Raw genomic sequence first — 18,484 nt, forward strand, 5'->3', positions numbered from 1 at the left:
CGGCCCGAACCGCTACAATGTTCATTGTCTGAACGATAGGTGAACATATGGTCGATGAGAACGAACTGAAGATCATCGAAGAGATCGCCCGCCGGAAAGACCTGACCCAGCGGGAGCTGTCGGTCAGGACCAAGCTCTCGCTTGGCGCGGTCAACGTCATCCTCAAGCGGCTCGGCAAGCGCGGCCTGGTCAAGACGACGAATCTCACCCCGAAAAAAGTCGAATACCTGATCACCCCGAAAGGCTTTGCGGAAAAGGCCCAAAAGTCGTACAAATATATCCTGAAGACGGTCGACCTGGTCAAGCAGGTCAAAGCGGAGATCGCCCGGATCGTCCTCGAAGAGTTCAACCGGGGGCAGAAGAAGTTCGTCGTCCTGGGCGACGACGACCTGGCCGACATCATCGAGCTGGCCCTCAAAGGGTTCGATTACCGGCGGGTGCGCGAGATCGGCGAGGTCAAGGAGCGCGACGCCTTGCTCCTGATCGGCTCGGCGGCCGCCCGGACCAACGGCTTCCGCGCCATCAACGTCGGCGAGCGGCTCGGCGAAGCCTACTGGGGGGTCGGATGAAGGAAAAAGCGACCGGGCGGATCGCGCGCAATTTCTCCTCGCTCGTCTTCGGCGACCTGGTCAGCCGGGGTCTGAACTTCTTCGCTTTGATCTACCTGGCCCGGGTGCTCGGCGCGGCGGCGTTCGGCCTGCTCAATTACGCGCAGGCTTTTCAGGCGTATCTGATCCTCTTGGTCGACTCCGGGCTGTCGCTCTTCGGCACGCGCGAGATCGCCAGGCAACGGGAACAGGCGGCGGTTATTTCGCTCAATATCTTCGCGATCCGGCTGGTGATCGCCGCGGTGGTCTTTGCCGGCGCGGTCGCCGTCCTTTTCCTCCTGCCCATGGCCCCGGAAATGCGCTGGCTGTTCATTGGTTCGTTCCTCTTTCTCTTTGCCCGGGCGCTCAACGCCGACTGGGTCTTCCAGGGGCTGGAGCGGATGGACCTGATCGCCGTCGGCAAGATCGCAACGTCGCTCCTCCTGTTCGGCCTGATCATTTTCCTGGTCCACTCCAGCCGCGAGCTGGTCGTGGTCCCGTTCATCACCGCCGGGGTGGGGAGCGCGGTGGCGCTGGTCCTGATCGTTCTCCTGTTCCGGCGGTTTACCCGGACTTCACAGCCCCGGCTCTCGCTCGCGACCTGGTGGGATTACCTTTTGGAAGCGCTGCCGCTCGGCGCTTCGGCGATCATGATCCAGATCTATTATAACCTCGACACGATTATGCTCGGTTTGATGGATAAGCCGGAAGTGGTCGGTTATTACAACGCCGCTTACAAGCTCTTCTTTATCGTCCTCGGCTTTCTAATGCTCTGGCAGTCGGCCGCCTTTCCCCTGGTCAGCCACCGCTTCGCCAACGACCGGGCGGCGGTCAAGCGATTCCTGGAAAAATACGCCCGCCTGAGCCTGTTGGCGTTCCTGCCGCTGACGACCCTTTTCTGCCTGCTGGCGCCGCAGCTGGTCAAGCTCTTCTACGGGGCGGCCTACGCCCCGGCGATCGTCCCGCTGCAGATCTTGATCTGGAACGTGGTGGCGATCATCTATTCCGGCATGTTCGGCACGCTGGTCATGGTCCCGATGGGGCGGGGGAAAGAATTCCTGCTCGGGGTCGCCGCCGGGGCGTTCGCCAATCTGGTCCTGAACCTGATCCTGATCCCGCCGCTCAGCATGATCGGGGCGTCGTGGGCGACGCTGTTGACCGAACTGCTGGTCGGCGGCATCATGATCTATTTTACCTACCGGCAGATCTATATCGACGTGCTCAACCGCTGCTGGGTGCCGGTCGTTGCCACGGCGGGCGGCCTGGCCGCTTTCCTGCTGGTGACCGCGTTCTGGCCGGCGCTGCCGGGCGTCATTCTGGCGGCCGCCGCTTTTGGCGTTGTCTACGCGCTCGAACTGTTCGCATTTGGCGAAGTCCCGTTCCTGGCCGGTTTCGTCACCGAGCTGATCGGAGAGAAGCATGCAAGCTAAAGCCCGGATCGCTTTCGTTTTCAGCACCAAGGACCGGCTGGAATACACGAAGCAAAGCTTGGCCAGCCTGGATACCGCGCCGATCGACCTGATCTGGCTCGACGGGAGCGACGGTGCGGAGGCGCAAAAACTCCCCTTGGAGCATAAGTTCCAGCACGCCCGCCTGCTGGAGGTCCACACCAATCTCAAAGGCGGCCCCGATGTCGCCATCCGTTTCGGGCTGCGCCGCCTGCTGGAACTTGGTTACGATTACTGCGGCCTGATCGAGAACGATATCGTCTTTCAACCCGGTTGGTACGAAGCGCTGCAGGAATTGTTCGTGCTGGGCGAGCGCGACGGCCTGGCGGTCGGCGCCGCGACGGTTAGGAGCTACGAAAGCCGGATGCTCGAATATAAGAACGGCTACGCGCTCAGCTGGAACATCGGGGCTGGCATGGCTCTTTTTTCCCGCCAGGCGACGGAGCTGATCCTGGCCGAATATCAATTCCCCACCGGACAGCAGATCTCCGCTTTTTACGCCCGCCGGTTCCGGCTTGACCTCCGGTCGGTCTGGGAGCTCTGGGTCGGCAAGTGGGACCTGACCATGGGGGCGGACTGGGCATACACGCTGATCCTTTACCGGCACGGCTTAGCTTCGGTCGCCTCCGTGCCGACCTACGCGACCGACCTAGACCTGACGCCGGAAAAGTACATGCGCTCGCGCTATGTCGGCGCCGCCGAGCACCGGCTCGAGGTCAAGCCGATCAAAAATTCGTGGCAGCTGGCGCTCCTACTGCTGCAGTCGGTGATTCTAAGGCCGCTCGGCTGGGCGAAAAAGCTCAAGCGGCGGCGCAAATGCACGCTCTGGTATTTCCGCCGGACGGAAAAGCGGGCGCTGCCGGCGGTGCAAAGCCATATTATTATTAAAGGAGGAGCATGATGAGCGGAAAAAAGAATGTTTTGGTTTGCGGGGCGGGCGGTTTTATCGGGAGCCACCTGGTGAAGAAGCTGAAAGCGGAAGGGTGCTGGGTCCGGGGGGTCGACCTGAAATATCCGGAGTTCTGGGAGACGGCCGCCGATGATTTTGTCAAAGGCGACCTGCGGAGCGTGGAGCTCTGCCGCGGCGTCACCGACCGGCCGTTCGACGAGGTTTACCAGCTGGCGGCCGACATGGGCGGGGCCGGCTTCGTTTTTACCGGCGAGAACGACGCCGACATCATGCATAACTCCGCGATGATCAACCTGAACATGCTGGAAGCGAGCCGCCTGGCCGGCGTCAAAAAGATCTTCTATTCTTCCTCGGCCTGCATCTATCCGGAATACAACCAGAACGACCCGGACAACCCGAAATGCTCGGAAGACTCCGCCTATCCGGCGGCGCCCGACAGCGAGTACGGCTGGGAAAAACTGTTCAGCGAGCGGCTCTATTTCGCTTTCCAGCGGAATTATCATCTGGCGGTGCGGGTCGCCCGGTTCCACAACATCTTCGGCCCTTACGGCACCTGGGACGGCGGCCGGGAAAAAGCGCCGGCGGCGCTCTGCCGCAAGATCGCGGCGGCCAAGGCGGGCGGGGAGATCGAGATCTGGGGCGACGGCAAGCAGACCCGCTCTTTCCTCTATGTTAGCGAGTGCCTGGAAGGGATCGGGCGCCTGCTCGCGGCGGATTTCAGCGGCCCGGTCAACATCGGCTCGGAAGAGATGGTCACCATCAACCAGCTGGCGGAGATGATCATGGCGATCGCGGGGAAGAAAGTGACGATCAAGCATATCCCCGGTCCGCAGGGGGTCAGGGGGAGGAAGTCTGACAACCACCTGATCAGCGAGAAGCTCGGCTGGGCGCCTTCCCGGCCGCTCCGCGAGGGATTGGAAAAGACCTACCAGTGGATCAGCGAGCAGGTGGCGCGGCAGGGGGCGAAGCGATGAGCGGCCAGATCTCCCTGGTCGTGACAACGATCGGCGACGGCGCGTTCCTGAACGATTACGCGGCGGCGGCGGAGAAAGAACAGGTCAAGGGCGACCTGACGATGATCGTGATCCCGGACAAGAAGACCCCGGCCGGGATCTTTGAGCAAGCGGCGGCGCTCCGCGCGCGCGGTTTCGCAGTGGCCTGTCCGACAGTGGAGGAACAGGACGCTTACCTCGCTAAGCTCGGCAAGATCAAAGAGATCGTCCCTTACAATTCCGACAACCGGCGCAATATCGGCTACTTGATGGCCTACGAAAAACGCTGTGACGTGATGATCTCGATCGACGACGATAATTACCCGACCAAAGATTTTTTTCGCGGACACCTGGTCGTCAACCAGCAGGTCAGCCTGGAAACGATCGATTCTAACCTCGGCTGGTACAACATTTGCGAGCTGCTGGAGATCGATACCGACCGGACCTATCCGCGCGGCTTCCCGTACAAAAAGCGGCACCAGCCGGCGGCGGTCACGACCAAAAAAGAAGCCGGGGTGGTGCGGATCAACGCCGGGCTCTGGCTCGGTCATCCCGATATCGACGCGGTCAGTTGCCTGCACGGGCCGACTAAGGCGAGATCTTTCCGCGGCCGGTCGTTCTTCCTCGGCCGGGACACCTGGTCGCCGCTCAATACGCAGAACACCGCCATGTCCCGCGACGCGATCGCGGCGTACTATTTCGCCAAAATGGGCTATCCGCTGATCGGGCTGTCGATCGACCGTTACGGCGACATCTTCAGCGGCTATTTTCTCCAGGCCTGTGCCCGGCAGCTCGGCCACCGGATCAGGGTCGGTACGCCGATCGTCGACCACCGGCGCAACTCCCACAACTACCTGAAAGACCTGACCCAGGAGCTGGCCTGCATCCTGATGCTGGAAGAGGTGACCGATTGGCTCCACGATCTCAAGTTGTCCGGGAGCGATTACCCCTCTGCCTACGCCGCCTTAGCCGACGCGCTCGCCGCGCAGGCGGACAAGTTCCAGGGATTCATCTGGACCGATGCCAGCCGGGAATACCTGCGCGTTCTCTCCCAATGCCTGAAAACATGGCTCGGCGCCGTCAAAACTTTGTCATGATCGTCGGACGAAAATGCGTTATACGTACCGCAAACCAGTAATAAACCGGTTAATGACGCTGCTCGACCGCCTGGCCGGTCCGCTGCTCTCCGGCCGGCAGGAGGGGGCGGTCGATCCGCGCCGGTTTCAGAATATCCTGGTCGTCAATTTCGGCCACCTGGGCGACATCTTTGTCTCCATGCCGTCGCTCCACGCTTTAAAGACCAATTGCCCCGGGGCGCGCGTCACGCTCCTGATCTCCCGCTGGTCGCTGCCGATGGCGCGGATCTTTGCCGGCGTACTGTTCGACGACTACCTCGTCTACGACGATTTCCACGTCTGCCGCGAAGGCCGCCGGCGCAAGCTGATCGCCTTCCTGGCCGGCTTTTACCGTTTCCCCAAGCTCCTTTTGACGCTTCGCCGGCGGCGCTATGACCTGGCAATCGACCAGCGGAGCAACATCTCGCAGGCGCCGCTCCTGATGAAGCTCGGCGGCGCCCGCTACCGGGTCGGTTATCTTGAGCCGGGGCTCGGCTTTCTCTACACCCATCCGGTCAGCTTTAACCTCGACCGGACGATCCTCGAGAACACCGCCAACGAACTGGCCGCGGTCGGCGTGCCGGAGTCGTTTTTCTCGTTCGCCGCTTTTTTGCGTAGTCATCCCGCCCGGGACAAAGCTGCCGCCCGGCTCCGCTCGCTGGTCGGCCCCGGCAAACTGCTGATCGCGCAGCCGCGCACCGCTTCGCCGGAAAAAGACTGGCTCCCGGAAAAATGGCGCGCGCTGCTGGCCGAATTGCCAAACGAGACCGGCCTCAAGACCGTGATCGTCGGCGGCGGGCGGAGAGGGGCTTGGGAGGGGGCGCTCGACCTGACCGGCCAAACTTCGCTCTTTGAACTGATGGTCCTGATCGACCTGGCCGACGCTTTTATCGGCGGCAATTCGGTCGGCATGCACCTTGCCGCCGCGCTCGGCAAAAAGACGCTTATCCTCACTTCCGGTAATTTTCCGCCGGTGGTCTGGACGCCGCGCGGGGAGCACGTCCGCGCGTTTTACCGGCCGGTTGCCTGTTTTCCCTGTTACAAGAGCGGGGTCTGCGCGACGAGCGAATGCGTCACCGGGCTGTCGGTTGAGGAAGTCAAAAAGGCCCTGCTGGAGCTGCTCCAATGAAAGCGCAAACCGCGATAATTGTCCTGAACTGGAACGGCTGGCGTGATACCGCGGAATGCGCCGCTGCGCTGCTGGCCGGTAACCGGCAGGATTTCCGGATAGTAGTGGTCGACAACGGCTCGACCGACGGTTCGGTCGTCCAGCTGCAGGAACGGTTCGGCGACCGGATAGATATCCTGCCGCTCAAGGAGAACCGCGGTTTTGCCCGCGGGAATAACGCCGGCATCCGTTACGCGCTCGACCGGTTCGATCCCGCTTACATTATCTTGCTGAACAATGATACGCTGGCCGGCGACGATTTCCCGGCCCCGCTGATCGCCGTGCTGGCCCACGATCCGGCGGCCGGTTTAGCCGCCCCGCGGGTTCTTGATCTCCCCGGTAAGCGTTTCTGGCAAAAACCGATCGTCCGGCGGTTCGGTTTCTGGTCATACCTGCTCCTGGCGACGCCGCTTTACCATCTGACAGCGCGCCTGGTCAGGCTTAATTTGCGGCAGCCGAGCCGCGTCTACGCCGTGCCGGGGTGCGCTCTCTGTTTCCGGCGCGCCGCCCTGGAACAGATCGGCCTGCTCGATGAACAAACTTTCCTCGGTTCGGAAGAATATATCGTAGCGGAGAAACTCCGCCGCGCCGGCCTGTTTACTTATTTCGCGCCGGATAGTACTATCAATCATCTGGTCGGGCGGTCGACCGCGCAGGTCGGCCAGACGGTCAAGGCCGGGGCTTTTTTACGGAGCGAGCGCTACCTGTTGACCGAGTATTATCGTTTCGGCTTCTGGCGGCGGCTGGCGATTAGGTTGGTACGGTTAAGTTTGTACGCGGCCCGGCTCTGGCCGCGGGGGGCGTTCAGGGAATGGTTGCAAATAGCGGGAGGGACGGCGATATGAAGATCTTGAACGTCGGCTGCGGCGGCCAGACCTACGGGACCGACCATGTCGACCTTTATCCGCAGCGGGCCGGCGTCATCCGGTGCGACGTCGACCGCGAACCTTTGCCGTACGCCGACGGGACCTTCGACGAGGTCTATTCCGAGAACATGATGGAGCACCTGAAAAACCCGAACCTGGTCCTGCAAGAGATGGTCCGGGTGCTGAAAAGGGGGGGGCGCCTGGCGATCATTACCGACAACGCTTCCTTCTGGGCTTACCATCTCGGTGCCCGGACGCATTACGGCGGCTACGAAGAGCGGCAAGGCCAGACGGCAGACCGGCATTACGCCCTCTACACCGCCTGGCATCTGGAGAACCATTTCCAGGCGCTCGGCTTGAAGGATATCCGCTATCAATATTTATTGATCGCCCACAAGCATTCCGCCAGGCTCCCGGTCCAGCTCCTTTCCCGCCTGCTGCGGGCATTTTGGCCGCATTTGGGCTCACCGCAGATCAAGATCAGCGGGGTGAAGGAGTGAGCGTGCAAAGGATCCTGGTCATCAAGATCGCGGCGATCGGCGACCTGCTGCTGATCACGCCGGCGCTCCGGGCGCTCCGCCGCCGCTACCCGCAAGCCGAGATCGATCTCTTGGTCGGCCGCTGGTCGGCCCCGATCATTACCGGTAATCCAAATTTGCACGAGATCATCACGGTCGATGATTCGGTCTTCTTCCGCTGCCGGCCGTTCACTTTGCTCCGGCTGATCCGGTCGCTCCGGCAGCGGCGTTACGACCTGGCCGTGGTCTGGCACCGCTCGCTCGCTTTCCGGCTCTTTGCCGCGCTGCTCGGGATCAGGGAGCGGCTCGGCTTTTCCCGCGGCGGCAATAAATTCGGCCTGACCCTGGCGGTCGAGGAAGACCCCGGCATCCACGAGATCATGGAATACCAGAAAAGCTTAACGCCGCTCGGGATCCGGGCGGACGAGATCGACATGGACATCGCGCTCCCGGCCGCCGCTGAACAGGGGGCGGACGAGATCTTTGGCCAGTACGGCCTGACCGAACACGACCCGGTAGTTGCCATCGCGCCGGGGGGCGGGCGTAACCCGAAAGAAGTTGTCCCGCTCAAGCATTGGCCGCGGGAATACTACGCGGCGCTGGCTGACCGCCTGATCAGCGAAGCGCGGGCCAGGATAATCTTCCTCGGCAACCAGGACGACAAGCCGATCGTCGCCGAGATCCTGCGGCGGATGAAACAACCGGCGATCGATCTTTCCGGCCGGAGCGATCTGCTGACCATGGCGGCGCTGATCAAAAAGTGCCGGCTTTTTGTCGGCAACGACTCGGCGCCGCTGCATATCGCGGCGGCTGTTCGGACCCCGGCGCTCTCCCTGTTCGGGCCGACCCAGCCGCGGGAGCTGGCGCCGCTCAATTACCGCCACCGCTATTTCTACGCCGGGCGGAGCTGCAGCCCGTGCTACCGGAACGGCGTCTGGCCCGATTGCCAAAAGAACCAGTGCCTGGCCGACATCAAGCCGGAAGAGGTGACGGTCGCCGCCAAGGAGATATTAAATGAGCAACGATAATAAGCCGGCGCTCGTCAGCGTCGTCAAAGTGCAAGGCGACGTCATGGCCGCGGTCAAAAAAGCGATGGAGTTAGCCCGCTGGCAAGACTTTATCCCGCGGGGCGCTGCGGTGGCGCTTAAGCCGAACCTCGGCTGGGACCTTTTTTTCCCCGGCGCGGTGACCAGCCCGTGGGTGCTGGAAGGGGTCATCACGACGATCAAAGAGCACGTCGGCCAGCTCTACGTCGTGGAGGCCGGGCAGGTGCTGGTCGACGTGGAAAAGGCGGTGCGGCAGACCGGGATCCTGGCGCTGTGCGAAAAATACCGGCTCCCGTGGATCAACATGTCCAAGGGGAAGTTCGTTAAGGTTAAGCTTGATAACGGCTTGATCATGAAAGAGCTCGCCGTGCCGGAGATCCTGACGCGAACGACACTGATCACGATACCGGTCATGAAGACGCACGGGAAAACGACGATCACCGGGTCGATCAAGAACCAGTGGGGTTGTTTGCCGGAGTTCCGGCACAATTATCACCCGGTGGTCAACCAGGTGCTGGTCGACATCAACCTGGCGGTCAAGCCGCGCTTCACGGTGGTCGACGGGACGATCGGCATGGAGGGGAACGGCCCGAAATCGGGCAGCCCGAAGATCGCCGACCTCATCATGGCGTCGGGCGATATTGTCGCGGCCGACACGGTGATGACGCGGCTGATGGGCTTTGAGCCGGGGCAGATCAAAATGATCGCTAATTGCGCTAAAGCCGGGCTGGGGGAGGCGGACGAAACGAAGATCAAGGTGGTCGGCGCCGATATTCGCGGACTCAACCTCCACTTTAAACCGGCCAAGCATAACACCGTTTCGCTCGTCGAGCAGCTCCTCCGGCAGAGCAAGCTCCTTCGCTGGGTGATCTTCCACACCTTTGTTCTGAAACTTTGCTGCTGGGGGGCGCTCCTTTGGTATTATATTTGGTACTATCTCGGTCCGGGGAAGAGAATGAAGGACCAAGTCTTGCGGCATCCGTTATATGGCAAACAGTGGCGCTAAACAACTGAATATCGGCGTGCTCGGCGGCGGCGTCATGGGACTGTCGGCCGCTTACGAGTTGGCCAAACAAGGCCACGCGGTCACCCTTTTTGAACAGGAGGACCGGTTGGGAGGCCTAGCGGCATCCTTTGACTGGCAGGGGCTTCGCCTGGAGCGTTATTACCATTTTATCTGCCTGCCGGACCGCCATTATCTCTCCCTGATCGGCGAGCTCGGCTTAAAACCGCAGCTCCACTGGCGCCAGACCAAAATGTCGTACTACTACAACGGGAAACATTACCGTTTCGGCGACCCGTTCTCCCTGCTGGCGTTCCCGGGGCTGTCGCTTAGACAAAAGCTCCGCTACGGGTTGAATGTCCTCTATGCCAAATTCTTCAGCAACTGGCGCAAACTGGAGGAGCGGTCGGCCGCGGACTGGCTTAAAGGATGGCTGGGAGAGAAGACTTACGAGATCCTCTGGCGGACGCTGCTCGAACTCAAATTCTGGCATTATGCCGACGAGATCTCCGCCGCCTGGATCTGGTCGCGGATCAGGCGCGTCGCTAATTCCCGCCGGGCTCTCCTCTGGGAGTTTTCCGGTTATCTGGAAGGAGGAACGGAGACGCTGCTCAGCGCGCTGGCGGCGCGGATCAAAGCGGGGCGGGGGACGATCCTGACCAATGCACCAGTTGCGGCGGTCAAACGGGGACCGGGCGGATTGCAGGTGCGGACTAAGGACGGCAAGTCGCGCGATTTTGACCGGGTCATTTCGACGATCCCTTTGCCGGCGGTCGCGGCGCTGGAAACCGACCTGCCGGCGGCTTACCGGCAGCAGGTGGCCGGGATCAAGAACATCGGCGTCATCTGCCTGCTGCTGGTCCTGAAGCGGCGGCTGACCGATAATTTCTGGCTCAACGTCAAGGACCCGCGGATCAAGCTTCCCGGCCTGATCGAATACACCAACCTGAACCCGGCCGCCGGTTACGGCGGCCGCCATCTCCTTTATATCCCGCTTTACCTGGACGTGTCGGACCCGCTTTACGCGGCGCCGGCCGAGGCGATCTTCGACCGGTATTTCCGCTGGCTGCAAATGATCGTCCCCGGCCTGGAGCGAAGCGACGTGATCGACTACCAATTAAAGAAGAGCCGTTTCGCCCAGCCGGTGCCGGTCAAAGGTTTCAGCCGGCTCCTGCCGGCGATGCCGACGCCGGTCCCCGGCTTTTTCCTGGCCGATACCGGGCACTATTTCCCGGAAGACCGCTCCGTCGACCAGAGCATCTTATACGGGCAGAAACTGGCCGCGCTGGCCATGGGGGGTAAGGCGTGAGCCGGCTTTTCTTCTGGCTGAACGCGCTCCTCCTGTTCGTTTTTGTCCTGGCGCTGACGCCGAACATCCCGTACCTGGATCAGTGGGCGATCGTCCCTTACTTTAAAGGGTTCACCTTCGGCCAGCTTTGGGCGCTGCACAACGAGCACCGGATCTTTTTCCCGCGGCTGATCTACCTCGGGCTCGCTCACCTGACCCATTGGAACATGCTGGCGGAAACGGGGTTGAACCTGGCGCTCTATCTGGCCCTGAACTGGCTGATCTACCGCCAGTTCCGGCGGGTCTCGTCAGATAAGGCGGCGCGGGGCTTGTTCCTCCTGGCGATCGTCTCTCAGATGACGGCGGCCAATTCCATAAATTTAGTTAACGGCTGGCAGCTGCAATTGACGTTAAGTTTGCTGATGGTCGTGACCGCGTTCGCCCTGTTCAGCCGGGAGGACGGAAAGCTGCCGGCACTGGCGGCGGGAGCGGCGGCCTTGTTCGTCGCCATCTTTTCGTTCGCCAACGGGATCAGCGGCGTGCTGGTCTCGGCCTTGCTGGCCTTGCGCCAGCGGCGTTACCAATTAGCCGGCGGCCTGGCGCTCTTTTTGCTCGCGGTCCTGGCGTTCTACCTGCGCGGTTACCAAAGCCCGCCGCAGCACGGCGGCTTAATGTTCGGCTTGCTCCATCCGTTCCGTTTAGCCGCTTTCTTTGTCGCTTATCTGGGGCAAAGTATTGTCTTGCCCCCTAAAGGGGCGATCATCTTCGGTTACAATCTTTTTCTCCTGCTGCCGTTCCTGGCCGGCCTCGGGTTGCTCGCGGCCGGCGCTTGGGCGGTTTACCGGAGCCGAACCCTGCCGATCGCCGTGACCGGTTTTGCTTATTGTTTACTCGGCTATTCGGCGATCACGGCGGCGGTGACCGCCGTTTCGCGGAGCTGGTTCGGCCTGATGATGTCGCAGGCGACCCGCTACCACTCTTTTGCCGGTCTCTTCCTGCTGGGAGTTCTTTGGCTCTTGCTGGTCGACAAGAACGGCTTGGCGCCGAAGATCGGCAAGTATCTGACCGTTCTCTTTCTTATTGTCTATGCCGGCGGTTGGATCGGGGGGACGGTCTTGACCTACGGCCGGACCAAAATGATCAACGCGGCCGCTCCGGCTTTATTGCATTATGAGACGGCGACCGACGCGCAGTTGCAGGTGATCGATAACGAAACAAAGCTGCTGCGGGAGCGGGCGCGGGTCCTGCGCGAACTTCGCTACAATATATTCCGGGGGAAATAATGGCCAAGATCTTGTTCCTGAGCGATAAAGCGGTCGGCCGGCAGATGTCGGGGCTCGGCTTGCGGGTCCACGAGCTGGCCAAGGTATTGGCAGCCGACCATCACGTGGCGATTGCCGGACGCGCCACCGGTTTCGGGCGATTTTTCCAAGAGCTGATCGGTAGCGATATCGTCATCGTCCAGATCTATTATTTCCGACTTTTCCGGGTTTTACTGGCCCGCTTATTGGGTAAGCGGATCGTGATCGACGCTTATTCGCCTTTCCATTTGGAACACCTGGAAACGGAAAAAGGGAACGCCAAAAAGTCCGCCCTAATGCAAAAGATCGACGCTTGCCGGATCCGGGTGATGTTCGCTTGTGCCGACCTGGTGCTCTGCGCCAGCGAACGGCAAAAAGCGCTCTGGCTGCCTTGGCTGGCGGAGGCCGGCAGCCAGGCCGTTGTGCTGGCAGTGGTGCCGACCGGGATCAGGGTGGACCCGCCGGTCCAGAAAAGGCATTTGCTCAGAGGTGGGGTTGCCGGGATAGCGGCCAGCGACACGATCGTCCTCTGGTCGAGCGGGATCTGGCCGTGGCTCGACCCGCTCACGGCGGTCGCAGCGATCGCCCTGGTCAGGGACGAGAAGGTTAAGCTGGTCTTCTTCGGCCTGGCCGCGCTCGATCCTTCGGTCAAAGGGGACAAGCAGCCGCAGCTCCGGGCGGCGGTCGCTCTGGCCCGGGAGAAAGATCTACTGGATAAACGGGTCTTCTTTGTTAACCAGCGGACGCCGTATGACGAAATGGGCGACTACCTGCTTGACGCCGATATCGCCCTCAACCTCCATTGCGACACGCCCGAGACGAGATACGCTTTCCGGGGCCGGCTGCTCGATTATCTCTGGGCCGGATTGCCGGTGGTCACGACGACGGGCGACGTCCTGTCGGCCAGGATCGCCGCCGGGCAAGCGGGGATCGTTGTCGGTTACCAGCAGAGCGGCGAGGTCGCCGCGGCGCTGGAGCGGCTGGCCGCCGACCGCCAATTTGCCGAGCAGTGCCGGCAAAACAGTAAAAAGTTAGCCGCCGAACTGGTTTGGCCGCAGGCTGCCGCCCCGTTGGCGGAGTATTGCCGGCGAACGGAGCGCTCCAGGCGGGGGACCGACGGACCGCGCCTGATCGGGTTTCTGGCCGGCGCTTATTGGTTCAGCGCGCTATATCTGTTAAAATACCTCCTAGCTGGTAAAAAATGAGAGCACTGATCGACCTGGTCGTTATCAATATCTCTGCCGTCGCCGCTTTTTTCCTGCGGGAGCACTTCGGCGATTTTCTCGTCAAAGAGCATCCTTCGCTCTACCTCGATAAGTACTTACTGGTCCTTTTGCTCTTTAACCTGACCTTTCCCTGCATTTTCTGGCTGCTGGGGCTTTACGACCGGCGGCAGAAGCGGGCGCTTTTGGAAGAGTTCCTGCTGATCTTCGGCGTTTTTTCCGTCAGCCTGTCGGTCTTGATCATCTTCCTGTTCCTTGGCCGGTTATGGTGGATGTCGCGGGTCATCCTCTTCGTTTTCTGGGGACTGTCGGTGGTGCTGCTGGCCGCTGTCCGGCTGGTCGGCCGCGACGCGAGCCGGGGGCGCCGGGTCCTGCGCTACGATCCCGCCGACCTGCGCGGCGCCATGGAGCAGAGCAAGCGGCGGCTGGAGAACGACCTCCGGTCGGGCCTGTCGATCGTTATCGTGACGTATAACAGCGCCGGCAAGATCGAGAATTGCCTCGAATCGCTGAAAAAGGCCGACCTGAAAATGCCGCACGAGATCATCGTCGTCGATAACCATTCCAGCGACAGTGCGCTCGCCTGGCTGAAAAACCGCCCGGCCGTCAAGCTGATCAATAATCCCGATAACCTCGGTTATTCCCGGGCGGTGAATCTGGGGATCAAGGCGGCGGCCCATGAGCGGCTGCTGATCCTTAACCCGGATATCATCGTCATTCCCGGCGCGATCGAACTGCTGCTCGACTACCTGCAGAAGAACCCGAAAGTCGGGCTGGCCGGCTGCCGGCTGCTCAACGAGGACGGAACCCTGCAATATTCGGTCAGGCGGTTCCTCGACCTGCGGACCTATCTCTACCGGTTCACTCCCTTGCGCGGCCTGATGGCCGGCAGCGCGATCGAACGCTATTACTTAATGCAGGATTGGGACCACGGCGGCGACCGGCTGGTCGATTGGGTCCTGGGGGGCTGCATGATGGCGCGGAAAGAGGCGCTGCAGGCGGTCGGTTTAATGGGGGAACAATACTTCCTCTACTTCGAGGATGTCGATCTCTGTTTCCGCCTCTGGGAAAAGGGGTGGCAGGTCGCTTACGTCGGCGAAGCGGCGATGTTCCACCGGCATGAGCGGGCAAGCGCGAACCGGCTCTTCACCCGGGCGACCCGGGAACACTTCAAGAGCTTGTGCGCTTTTTTGCGGGCGCACGGCCTGCGTCTGCCGGTAAACGCTCCGTCCAGCCGGGAATGATCGCCAGCGCGGCGAAATAGAGCACTACCGGTACCTCGTTCATCACCAAACGGTCGAACAGCGTCCCGTCCAACAACCAGCGGAAGGTTTCCCCGGAGCCGAACTGGACGAAGAGCGAAGAGAAATCGAGCAGGATGATCGCCAGCAGGTAGACGAGCGGCGGCCGGAACGCCCGCTTATAGAAGAAGACCAGCGATAAGACGAACAAACCCCAGGTCAGATGCCAATCGCCGTAGAGGAACAGCTTGCGGCCGAAGATCGCGGCGATCACCGGCAGCTTGCTCTCTTCCGGCGCCGGCTGGGCGACGGCCGCGGCCGCGAGCGGCGCCGTTTTCGCGCCGATGAACGACCGGATCACGGTCTCGAAAGTTCCCAGCCGCCCCAGCGCCAGCCAAGGCGAGATAATGATCAGGAAAATAACGAAGGGGATCACGGCCTTGCGCCATAACTGCCGCTCTTTATCGGCCAGCAGGAAGATGACCAGGAAAAGGATATTGACGCCGGCCAGGATCAAGCCCGCTTTTTTCGCCCAGACGGCAAAGCCGAGGAGCGTGAAACCGACCGCCGCGCTGCTTTTAGCCCGTTCTTTCATGAAGAGATAAAGGTAAAAGGTCGCCGCCGCGTAGTAGGCGGTGATCGTTACGTCCGCGTAAGCGGTGGTGGTGTGGTAGACGAGCAGGGGGAGGGTGCTGAGCAGGAAAGTGAACAGGAGCGACATGGTCCGGCCGGCGGAGCGCCGCACCACCGCGTAGAAGATAACGAGCAGCGCCAGAAAGACGGTTGGGAAAAGGACCTTGAACAGCGCGTCATTGGCGGCACCCATCCCCAGAAAAGCCCAGCCTTGGGCAAGGAACGGCAGAAGCGGCTTGTCGCCGTAGAATTGATACAGGTAGGGAAGCGTGAAGCTGCCGTCAAAGAAGATCGCTTTGGCGACGATCGAGTATTGCTGGAAGGCGTCGACGTCGACCAGCGGCTTGATCAAAGCGGTAAAGTAAACGTAAAGCGTTTTCAGGGCGAGCAGGCCGAGCAGCAGCCATTCGATCGGCTGATATGGTTCATTGGGCAACTTGAACTCCGGCCGATCGAGGCAAAAACGGCCGGATTTCAGCGCGTATGTGATCAAGCCCGCGGTAACTAGCAAGGCCGGCGCGGCGACCGTCAGGAATGTCAGCTTAAGACCGCTCATTCCCGCCAGGAACATCAGCAGGGTCAGGAAGCCGAGACCGAGCAAAAAGCTGAGGGCCAGCTTCTCCGGCGCGGTGAACTTGCCGCGGTCATTGCCGAGCAGAAAAGAGAGGGCGCCCAGCCCAAGGGCCAAGGGGACCAGCAGTACGGTCAACAGTCCCAGGTAGATCATCAGCTCTTCTTCCTCATGATGTAAGCGTTGGGGCGGAACGTTTTCCACGGGACATATTTCCCGGCGACGGCCGGTTCGACCGGTTGGTCGTAAACGACCAGATAATCGGCCTCCACAGTGCTTAACTGCCGGGGATATAAATAGTACCTGGCTTTGATATCGTTATAGATCGGCGGGATCCGCTGGTCGAACCCGGCGCGGAGCGGGATAGTTTGCTCGCAAAACCGGATGAACGGATAAAAGTCGCCGGTATTGGCCGTGACCAGCTGATCCGCATAGCTTCGGCCGACGTATTTAAAGTGTCCTTGAACGTCCAGCCAGTTGCTGATCAGGCTGCTCGCTTCCAGAACGCCCCAGCAGATGACCGTTATTATAAAGGCCGCTTGGCCGGTCGTCGCGATGACCGTCTCAAAGGAAGGTCTCTTTTTAAGCCCGTTCCATTTATAAGCTTCCCAGCCGAGTATCCCCAGTGAGAGCAGGGCAATTATCCAGTATATATATGTAAGGAACGGCCGGCCAAAAAGGTTAGGGCTCTGGATCGTGTTGATCGTGCTGCCGATGACCAGCCGTCCCCGCGGCCCCCAGAACTCTTGCCAGCCGGAGGCGAGGGTCGTCCCGAGCTTGTTGGTGGTCACCCAGGCCGGTCCGACCTGGCAGTCATCCGCGTTATTTTCCGGCAGGAGCAGCAGCTGGCCGACGTAACCGGACCAATAAGGGTTTTGCGACCGGAGATTGAAGAGATACTCCTGCGGTTCGGCCGACTTCTTCAGGAAGAACCAGACGCTTTTCGGCTCGTTCAGCCGCGGATCGAAATCGGTCGCCCAGAAGAGGCGGGCGGTGCCGCCCTGGGGCGAACTGATCTTGAGGACTAAGGTTTGGAACTCTTCGGCGTCGATATTGATCTCCGGGCGGCCGACAAAGTAGGGCGTGCCGGGCTGCCGGACGAACTGGACGTTGATCCGGTCCCAGGCCAGGGCAACGGTCCCGGCTGCCAGCAAGGCAATGATCAAGAGCCATCTCTGCATGGCCGGAATTATACCACAGATCGGGCGTCCTTTGCCTGACACCACTTGACACATCTTGACACTATATGATAAACTGACCGGGTATGGTTGAAGTTGCCGAAAAAGAGATCTACACCGCCGAAGAGGCCGAATCCCTCCTCAAGATATCCCGTTCCACCTTTTTACGCCTGATCAAAAGGGGCGTACTGCAAGCCCGCAAGGTCGGCGGGCAATACCGGATCCTGGGCGAAGAGATACTCCGTTTAGTAAAACCGCAATTGGTCAAAGGGAGGAAATAAATGAAGAAGTTAAGCCGCGTTTTGTCCCTGGTCTTGGTCGTTGTCCTGCTTGGTCCGGCGCTCCCGGTCCGCGCCGTCGATTACGAACTGCTCGGGCTGAGCACGCCGAGCCTCCGGCAGGCGGTCGGTTCCAGCACTACGGCCAACAAGGTCCAATCGGCCAGCGACCAGCCGCTGGAATCGCCGATCGATCCGCAGAGCTACCGGCTGGGTCCGGGCGATACTTTGGCCATTCACCTCCTGCTCGGCGACGCCCAGCTCTCCGTCGACCATTTTTTGACGATCGGGGCGGACGGCAAATTGTTCTTCCCGAATATCGGCGAGATCGACCTGTCCGGGCTCAGCCTGGCCGAAGCCAAGACCAGGATCGATCGGTTGATCCGGTCGAACTACAAGGACCAATACAAGCTGTTCGTCAATCTGAACCAGCCGAAAAAGGTGAAGATCTACCTGACCGGGATGATCAAGACCCCGGGGCCGATGGCGGTCTACGACAACTCGCGCGTTTCGGAAGTGATCGAGCTGGCCGACGGGGTTACCAGCGGCGGTTCCCGGCGGTATGCTTACATTCACCGCCGTGACGAGCAAGGGAACCAGACCTTGCTGAAAGCCGATATTTTCGAAGCCTACCGCAGCCGCGACCTCGCCAAGGATATCAGGATCCAGGCGGGCGACGTGGTCGAGATCCCCGATTCCGCCAATGAGCTGATCAGCAAGATCGCCAGCAGCGAACAGAGCGAAAAGCTGCTTTATTCCGGCAAGGAGACCTTTGTCTATGTTTACGGCGAGGTCAGGAACGGCGGCCGTTACGAATTCGTCCCCGGCCGGCGCCTGTCGGACTATATTAGCTACGCCGGCGGTCCGACCGCCCGGGCTTTGCTGGGCGACGTGTCCGTGACCAGGCAAGTTAACGGCAAACCGCAAAGGCTGAAGATCAACGCTGGCGCCGCCATTTACGGCGGGAACGAGAAACAGGACATTGAGATCATGGGGGGCGACGTGATCGGCGTGCCGGGCAACTTCTTCTACGTCGCCGACTTCAGCAGCTTCGTCAACACGATCCTGCTCGGCCTCTCGCTCTACACTTCGGTCACCAGGCTGTAAGGAAAGGAAGG

At 60.8% G+C, this 18,484-nt stretch carries 18 protein-coding genes; 16 read left to right on the plus strand and 2 right to left on the minus strand.

What is annotated here, in order from left to right:
- Positions 1–47: 47 nt before the first annotated feature.
- The 14 genes from WC529_06820 to WC529_06885 are packed head-to-tail and all read left to right on the plus strand — an operon-like array spanning position 48 to position 14,709.
- Positions 48–569, plus strand: coding sequence for a winged helix-turn-helix transcriptional regulator (locus WC529_06820; GenBank protein MFA5113985.1), 522 nt, complete (start codon positions 48–50; stop codon positions 567–569).
- A complete protein-coding gene (locus WC529_06825) occupies positions 566–2,017 on the plus strand; it encodes a flippase (GenBank protein MFA5113986.1) in 1,452 nt (483 codons plus the stop codon). Before WC529_06820 ends, WC529_06825 begins: the two co-directional genes overlap by 4 nt.
- On the plus strand, positions 2,007–2,936 hold the full coding sequence (locus tag WC529_06830; protein MFA5113987.1) for a hypothetical protein: 930 nt from the start codon (positions 2,007–2,009) through the stop codon (positions 2,934–2,936). The genes WC529_06825 and WC529_06830 overlap by 11 nt, the downstream gene beginning before the upstream one ends.
- Positions 2,933–3,919 (plus strand): NAD-dependent epimerase/dehydratase family protein, encoded by a 987-nt coding sequence (locus WC529_06835; GenBank protein MFA5113988.1) that lies wholly within the window; start codon positions 2,933–2,935, stop codon positions 3,917–3,919. The genes WC529_06830 and WC529_06835 overlap by 4 nt, the downstream gene beginning before the upstream one ends.
- Entirely contained in the window at positions 3,877–5,034 is a 1,158-nt protein-coding gene (locus WC529_06840; GenBank protein MFA5113989.1) for a hypothetical protein, read from the plus strand. Before WC529_06835 ends, WC529_06840 begins: the two co-directional genes overlap by 43 nt.
- Before the next feature lie 52 nt (positions 5,035–5,086).
- Positions 5,087–6,181, plus strand: a complete 1,095-nt coding sequence (locus WC529_06845) for a glycosyltransferase family 9 protein (protein ID MFA5113990.1) — start codon at positions 5,087–5,089, stop codon at positions 6,179–6,181.
- Positions 6,178–7,065 carry a glycosyltransferase family 2 protein gene (locus WC529_06850; protein MFA5113991.1) on the plus strand — a complete coding sequence of 296 codons (888 nt, stop codon included), beginning with the start codon at positions 6,178–6,180 and terminating at the stop codon, positions 7,063–7,065. Before WC529_06845 ends, WC529_06850 begins: the two co-directional genes overlap by 4 nt.
- Positions 7,062–7,586 carry a methyltransferase domain-containing protein gene (locus WC529_06855; GenBank protein ID MFA5113992.1) on the plus strand — a complete coding sequence of 175 codons (525 nt, stop codon included), beginning with the start codon at positions 7,062–7,064 and terminating at the stop codon, positions 7,584–7,586. The genes WC529_06850 and WC529_06855 overlap by 4 nt, the downstream gene beginning before the upstream one ends.
- Positions 7,583–8,632, plus strand: coding sequence for a lipopolysaccharide heptosyltransferase II (waaF, locus tag WC529_06860; GenBank protein ID MFA5113993.1), 1,050 nt, complete (start codon positions 7,583–7,585; stop codon positions 8,630–8,632). Before WC529_06855 ends, waaF begins: the two co-directional genes overlap by 4 nt.
- Entirely contained in the window at positions 8,619–9,656 is a 1,038-nt protein-coding gene (locus tag WC529_06865; GenBank protein MFA5113994.1) for a DUF362 domain-containing protein, read from the plus strand. The genes waaF and WC529_06865 overlap by 14 nt, the downstream gene beginning before the upstream one ends.
- Positions 9,637–10,962, plus strand: a complete 1,326-nt coding sequence (locus tag WC529_06870; protein MFA5113995.1) for an NAD(P)/FAD-dependent oxidoreductase — start codon at positions 9,637–9,639, stop codon at positions 10,960–10,962. The genes WC529_06865 and WC529_06870 overlap by 20 nt, the downstream gene beginning before the upstream one ends.
- On the plus strand, positions 10,959–12,224 hold the full coding sequence (locus tag WC529_06875) for a hypothetical protein (GenBank protein ID MFA5113996.1): 1,266 nt from the start codon (positions 10,959–10,961) through the stop codon (positions 12,222–12,224). Before WC529_06870 ends, WC529_06875 begins: the two co-directional genes overlap by 4 nt.
- Positions 12,224–13,447 carry a glycosyltransferase gene (locus tag WC529_06880; GenBank protein ID MFA5113997.1) on the plus strand — a complete coding sequence of 408 codons (1,224 nt, stop codon included), beginning with the start codon at positions 12,224–12,226 and terminating at the stop codon, positions 13,445–13,447. The genes WC529_06875 and WC529_06880 overlap by 1 nt, the downstream gene beginning before the upstream one ends.
- A complete protein-coding gene (locus WC529_06885) occupies positions 13,444–14,709 on the plus strand; it encodes a glycosyltransferase (GenBank protein MFA5113998.1) in 1,266 nt (421 codons plus the stop codon). The genes WC529_06880 and WC529_06885 overlap by 4 nt, the downstream gene beginning before the upstream one ends.
- Here WC529_06885 and WC529_06890 read toward each other — a convergent pair.
- Both WC529_06890 and WC529_06895 read right to left on the minus strand, forming a co-directional pair.
- Complete coding sequence (locus tag WC529_06890; GenBank protein MFA5113999.1) at positions 14,636–16,114, minus strand: glycosyltransferase family 39 protein; 1,479 nt, start codon at positions 16,112–16,114, stop codon at positions 14,636–14,638. The genes WC529_06885 and WC529_06890 overlap by 74 nt on opposite strands.
- A complete protein-coding gene (locus WC529_06895; protein MFA5114000.1) occupies positions 16,066–17,091 on the minus strand; it encodes a hypothetical protein in 1,026 nt (341 codons plus the stop codon). Before WC529_06895 ends, WC529_06890 begins: the two co-directional genes overlap by 49 nt.
- 83 nt (positions 17,092–17,174) lie before the next feature.
- Here WC529_06895 and WC529_06900 point away from each other — a divergent pair, with 83 nt between their 5' ends.
- On the plus strand, positions 17,175–17,369 hold the full coding sequence (locus tag WC529_06900) for a helix-turn-helix domain-containing protein (protein ID MFA5114001.1): 195 nt from the start codon (positions 17,175–17,177) through the stop codon (positions 17,367–17,369).
- Complete coding sequence (locus WC529_06905; protein MFA5114002.1) at positions 17,370–18,473, plus strand: SLBB domain-containing protein; 1,104 nt, start codon at positions 17,370–17,372, stop codon at positions 18,471–18,473. It abuts the gene before it with no gap.
- Positions 18,474–18,484 lie beyond the last annotated feature (11 nt).

The sequence above is a fragment of the Candidatus Margulisiibacteriota bacterium genome (assembly GCA_041650855.1).
Taxonomy (GTDB): Bacteria; Margulisbacteria; WOR-1; order O2-12-FULL-45-9; family XYB2-FULL-48-7; genus JALOPZ01.

Excerpts from the sequence above, each read along its gene's own strand:
- WC529_06905 (MFA5114002.1), top strand. The coding sequence starts at position 17,370 with ATGAAGAAGTTAAGCCGCGTTTTGTCCCTGGTCTTGGTCGTTGTCCTG.
- WC529_06865 (MFA5113994.1), top strand. The coding sequence starts at position 8,619 with ATGAGCAACGATAATAAGCCGGCGCTCGTCAGCGTCGTCAAAGTGCAA.
- WC529_06855 (MFA5113992.1), top strand. The coding sequence starts at position 7,062 with ATGAAGATCTTGAACGTCGGCTGCGGCGGCCAGACCTACGGGACCGAC.
- WC529_06870 (MFA5113995.1), top strand. The coding sequence starts at position 9,637 with ATGGCAAACAGTGGCGCTAAACAACTGAATATCGGCGTGCTCGGCGGC.
- WC529_06835 (MFA5113988.1), top strand. The coding sequence starts at position 2,933 with ATGATGAGCGGAAAAAAGAATGTTTTGGTTTGCGGGGCGGGCGGTTTT.
- WC529_06880 (MFA5113997.1), top strand. The coding sequence starts at position 12,224 with ATGGCCAAGATCTTGTTCCTGAGCGATAAAGCGGTCGGCCGGCAGATG.
- WC529_06830 (MFA5113987.1), top strand. The coding sequence starts at position 2,007 with ATGCAAGCTAAAGCCCGGATCGCTTTCGTTTTCAGCACCAAGGACCGG.
- WC529_06820 (MFA5113985.1), top strand. The coding sequence starts at position 48 with ATGGTCGATGAGAACGAACTGAAGATCATCGAAGAGATCGCCCGCCGG.
- WC529_06845 (MFA5113990.1), top strand. The coding sequence starts at position 5,087 with ATGACGCTGCTCGACCGCCTGGCCGGTCCGCTGCTCTCCGGCCGGCAG.
- WC529_06900 (MFA5114001.1), top strand. The coding sequence starts at position 17,175 with ATGGTTGAAGTTGCCGAAAAAGAGATCTACACCGCCGAAGAGGCCGAA.
- WC529_06825 (MFA5113986.1), top strand. The coding sequence starts at position 566 with ATGAAGGAAAAAGCGACCGGGCGGATCGCGCGCAATTTCTCCTCGCTC.
- WC529_06895 (MFA5114000.1), bottom strand. The coding sequence starts at position 17,091 with ATGCAGAGATGGCTCTTGATCATTGCCTTGCTGGCAGCCGGGACCGTT.
- WC529_06850 (MFA5113991.1), top strand. The coding sequence starts at position 6,178 with ATGAAAGCGCAAACCGCGATAATTGTCCTGAACTGGAACGGCTGGCGT.
- WC529_06885 (MFA5113998.1), top strand. The coding sequence starts at position 13,444 with ATGAGAGCACTGATCGACCTGGTCGTTATCAATATCTCTGCCGTCGCC.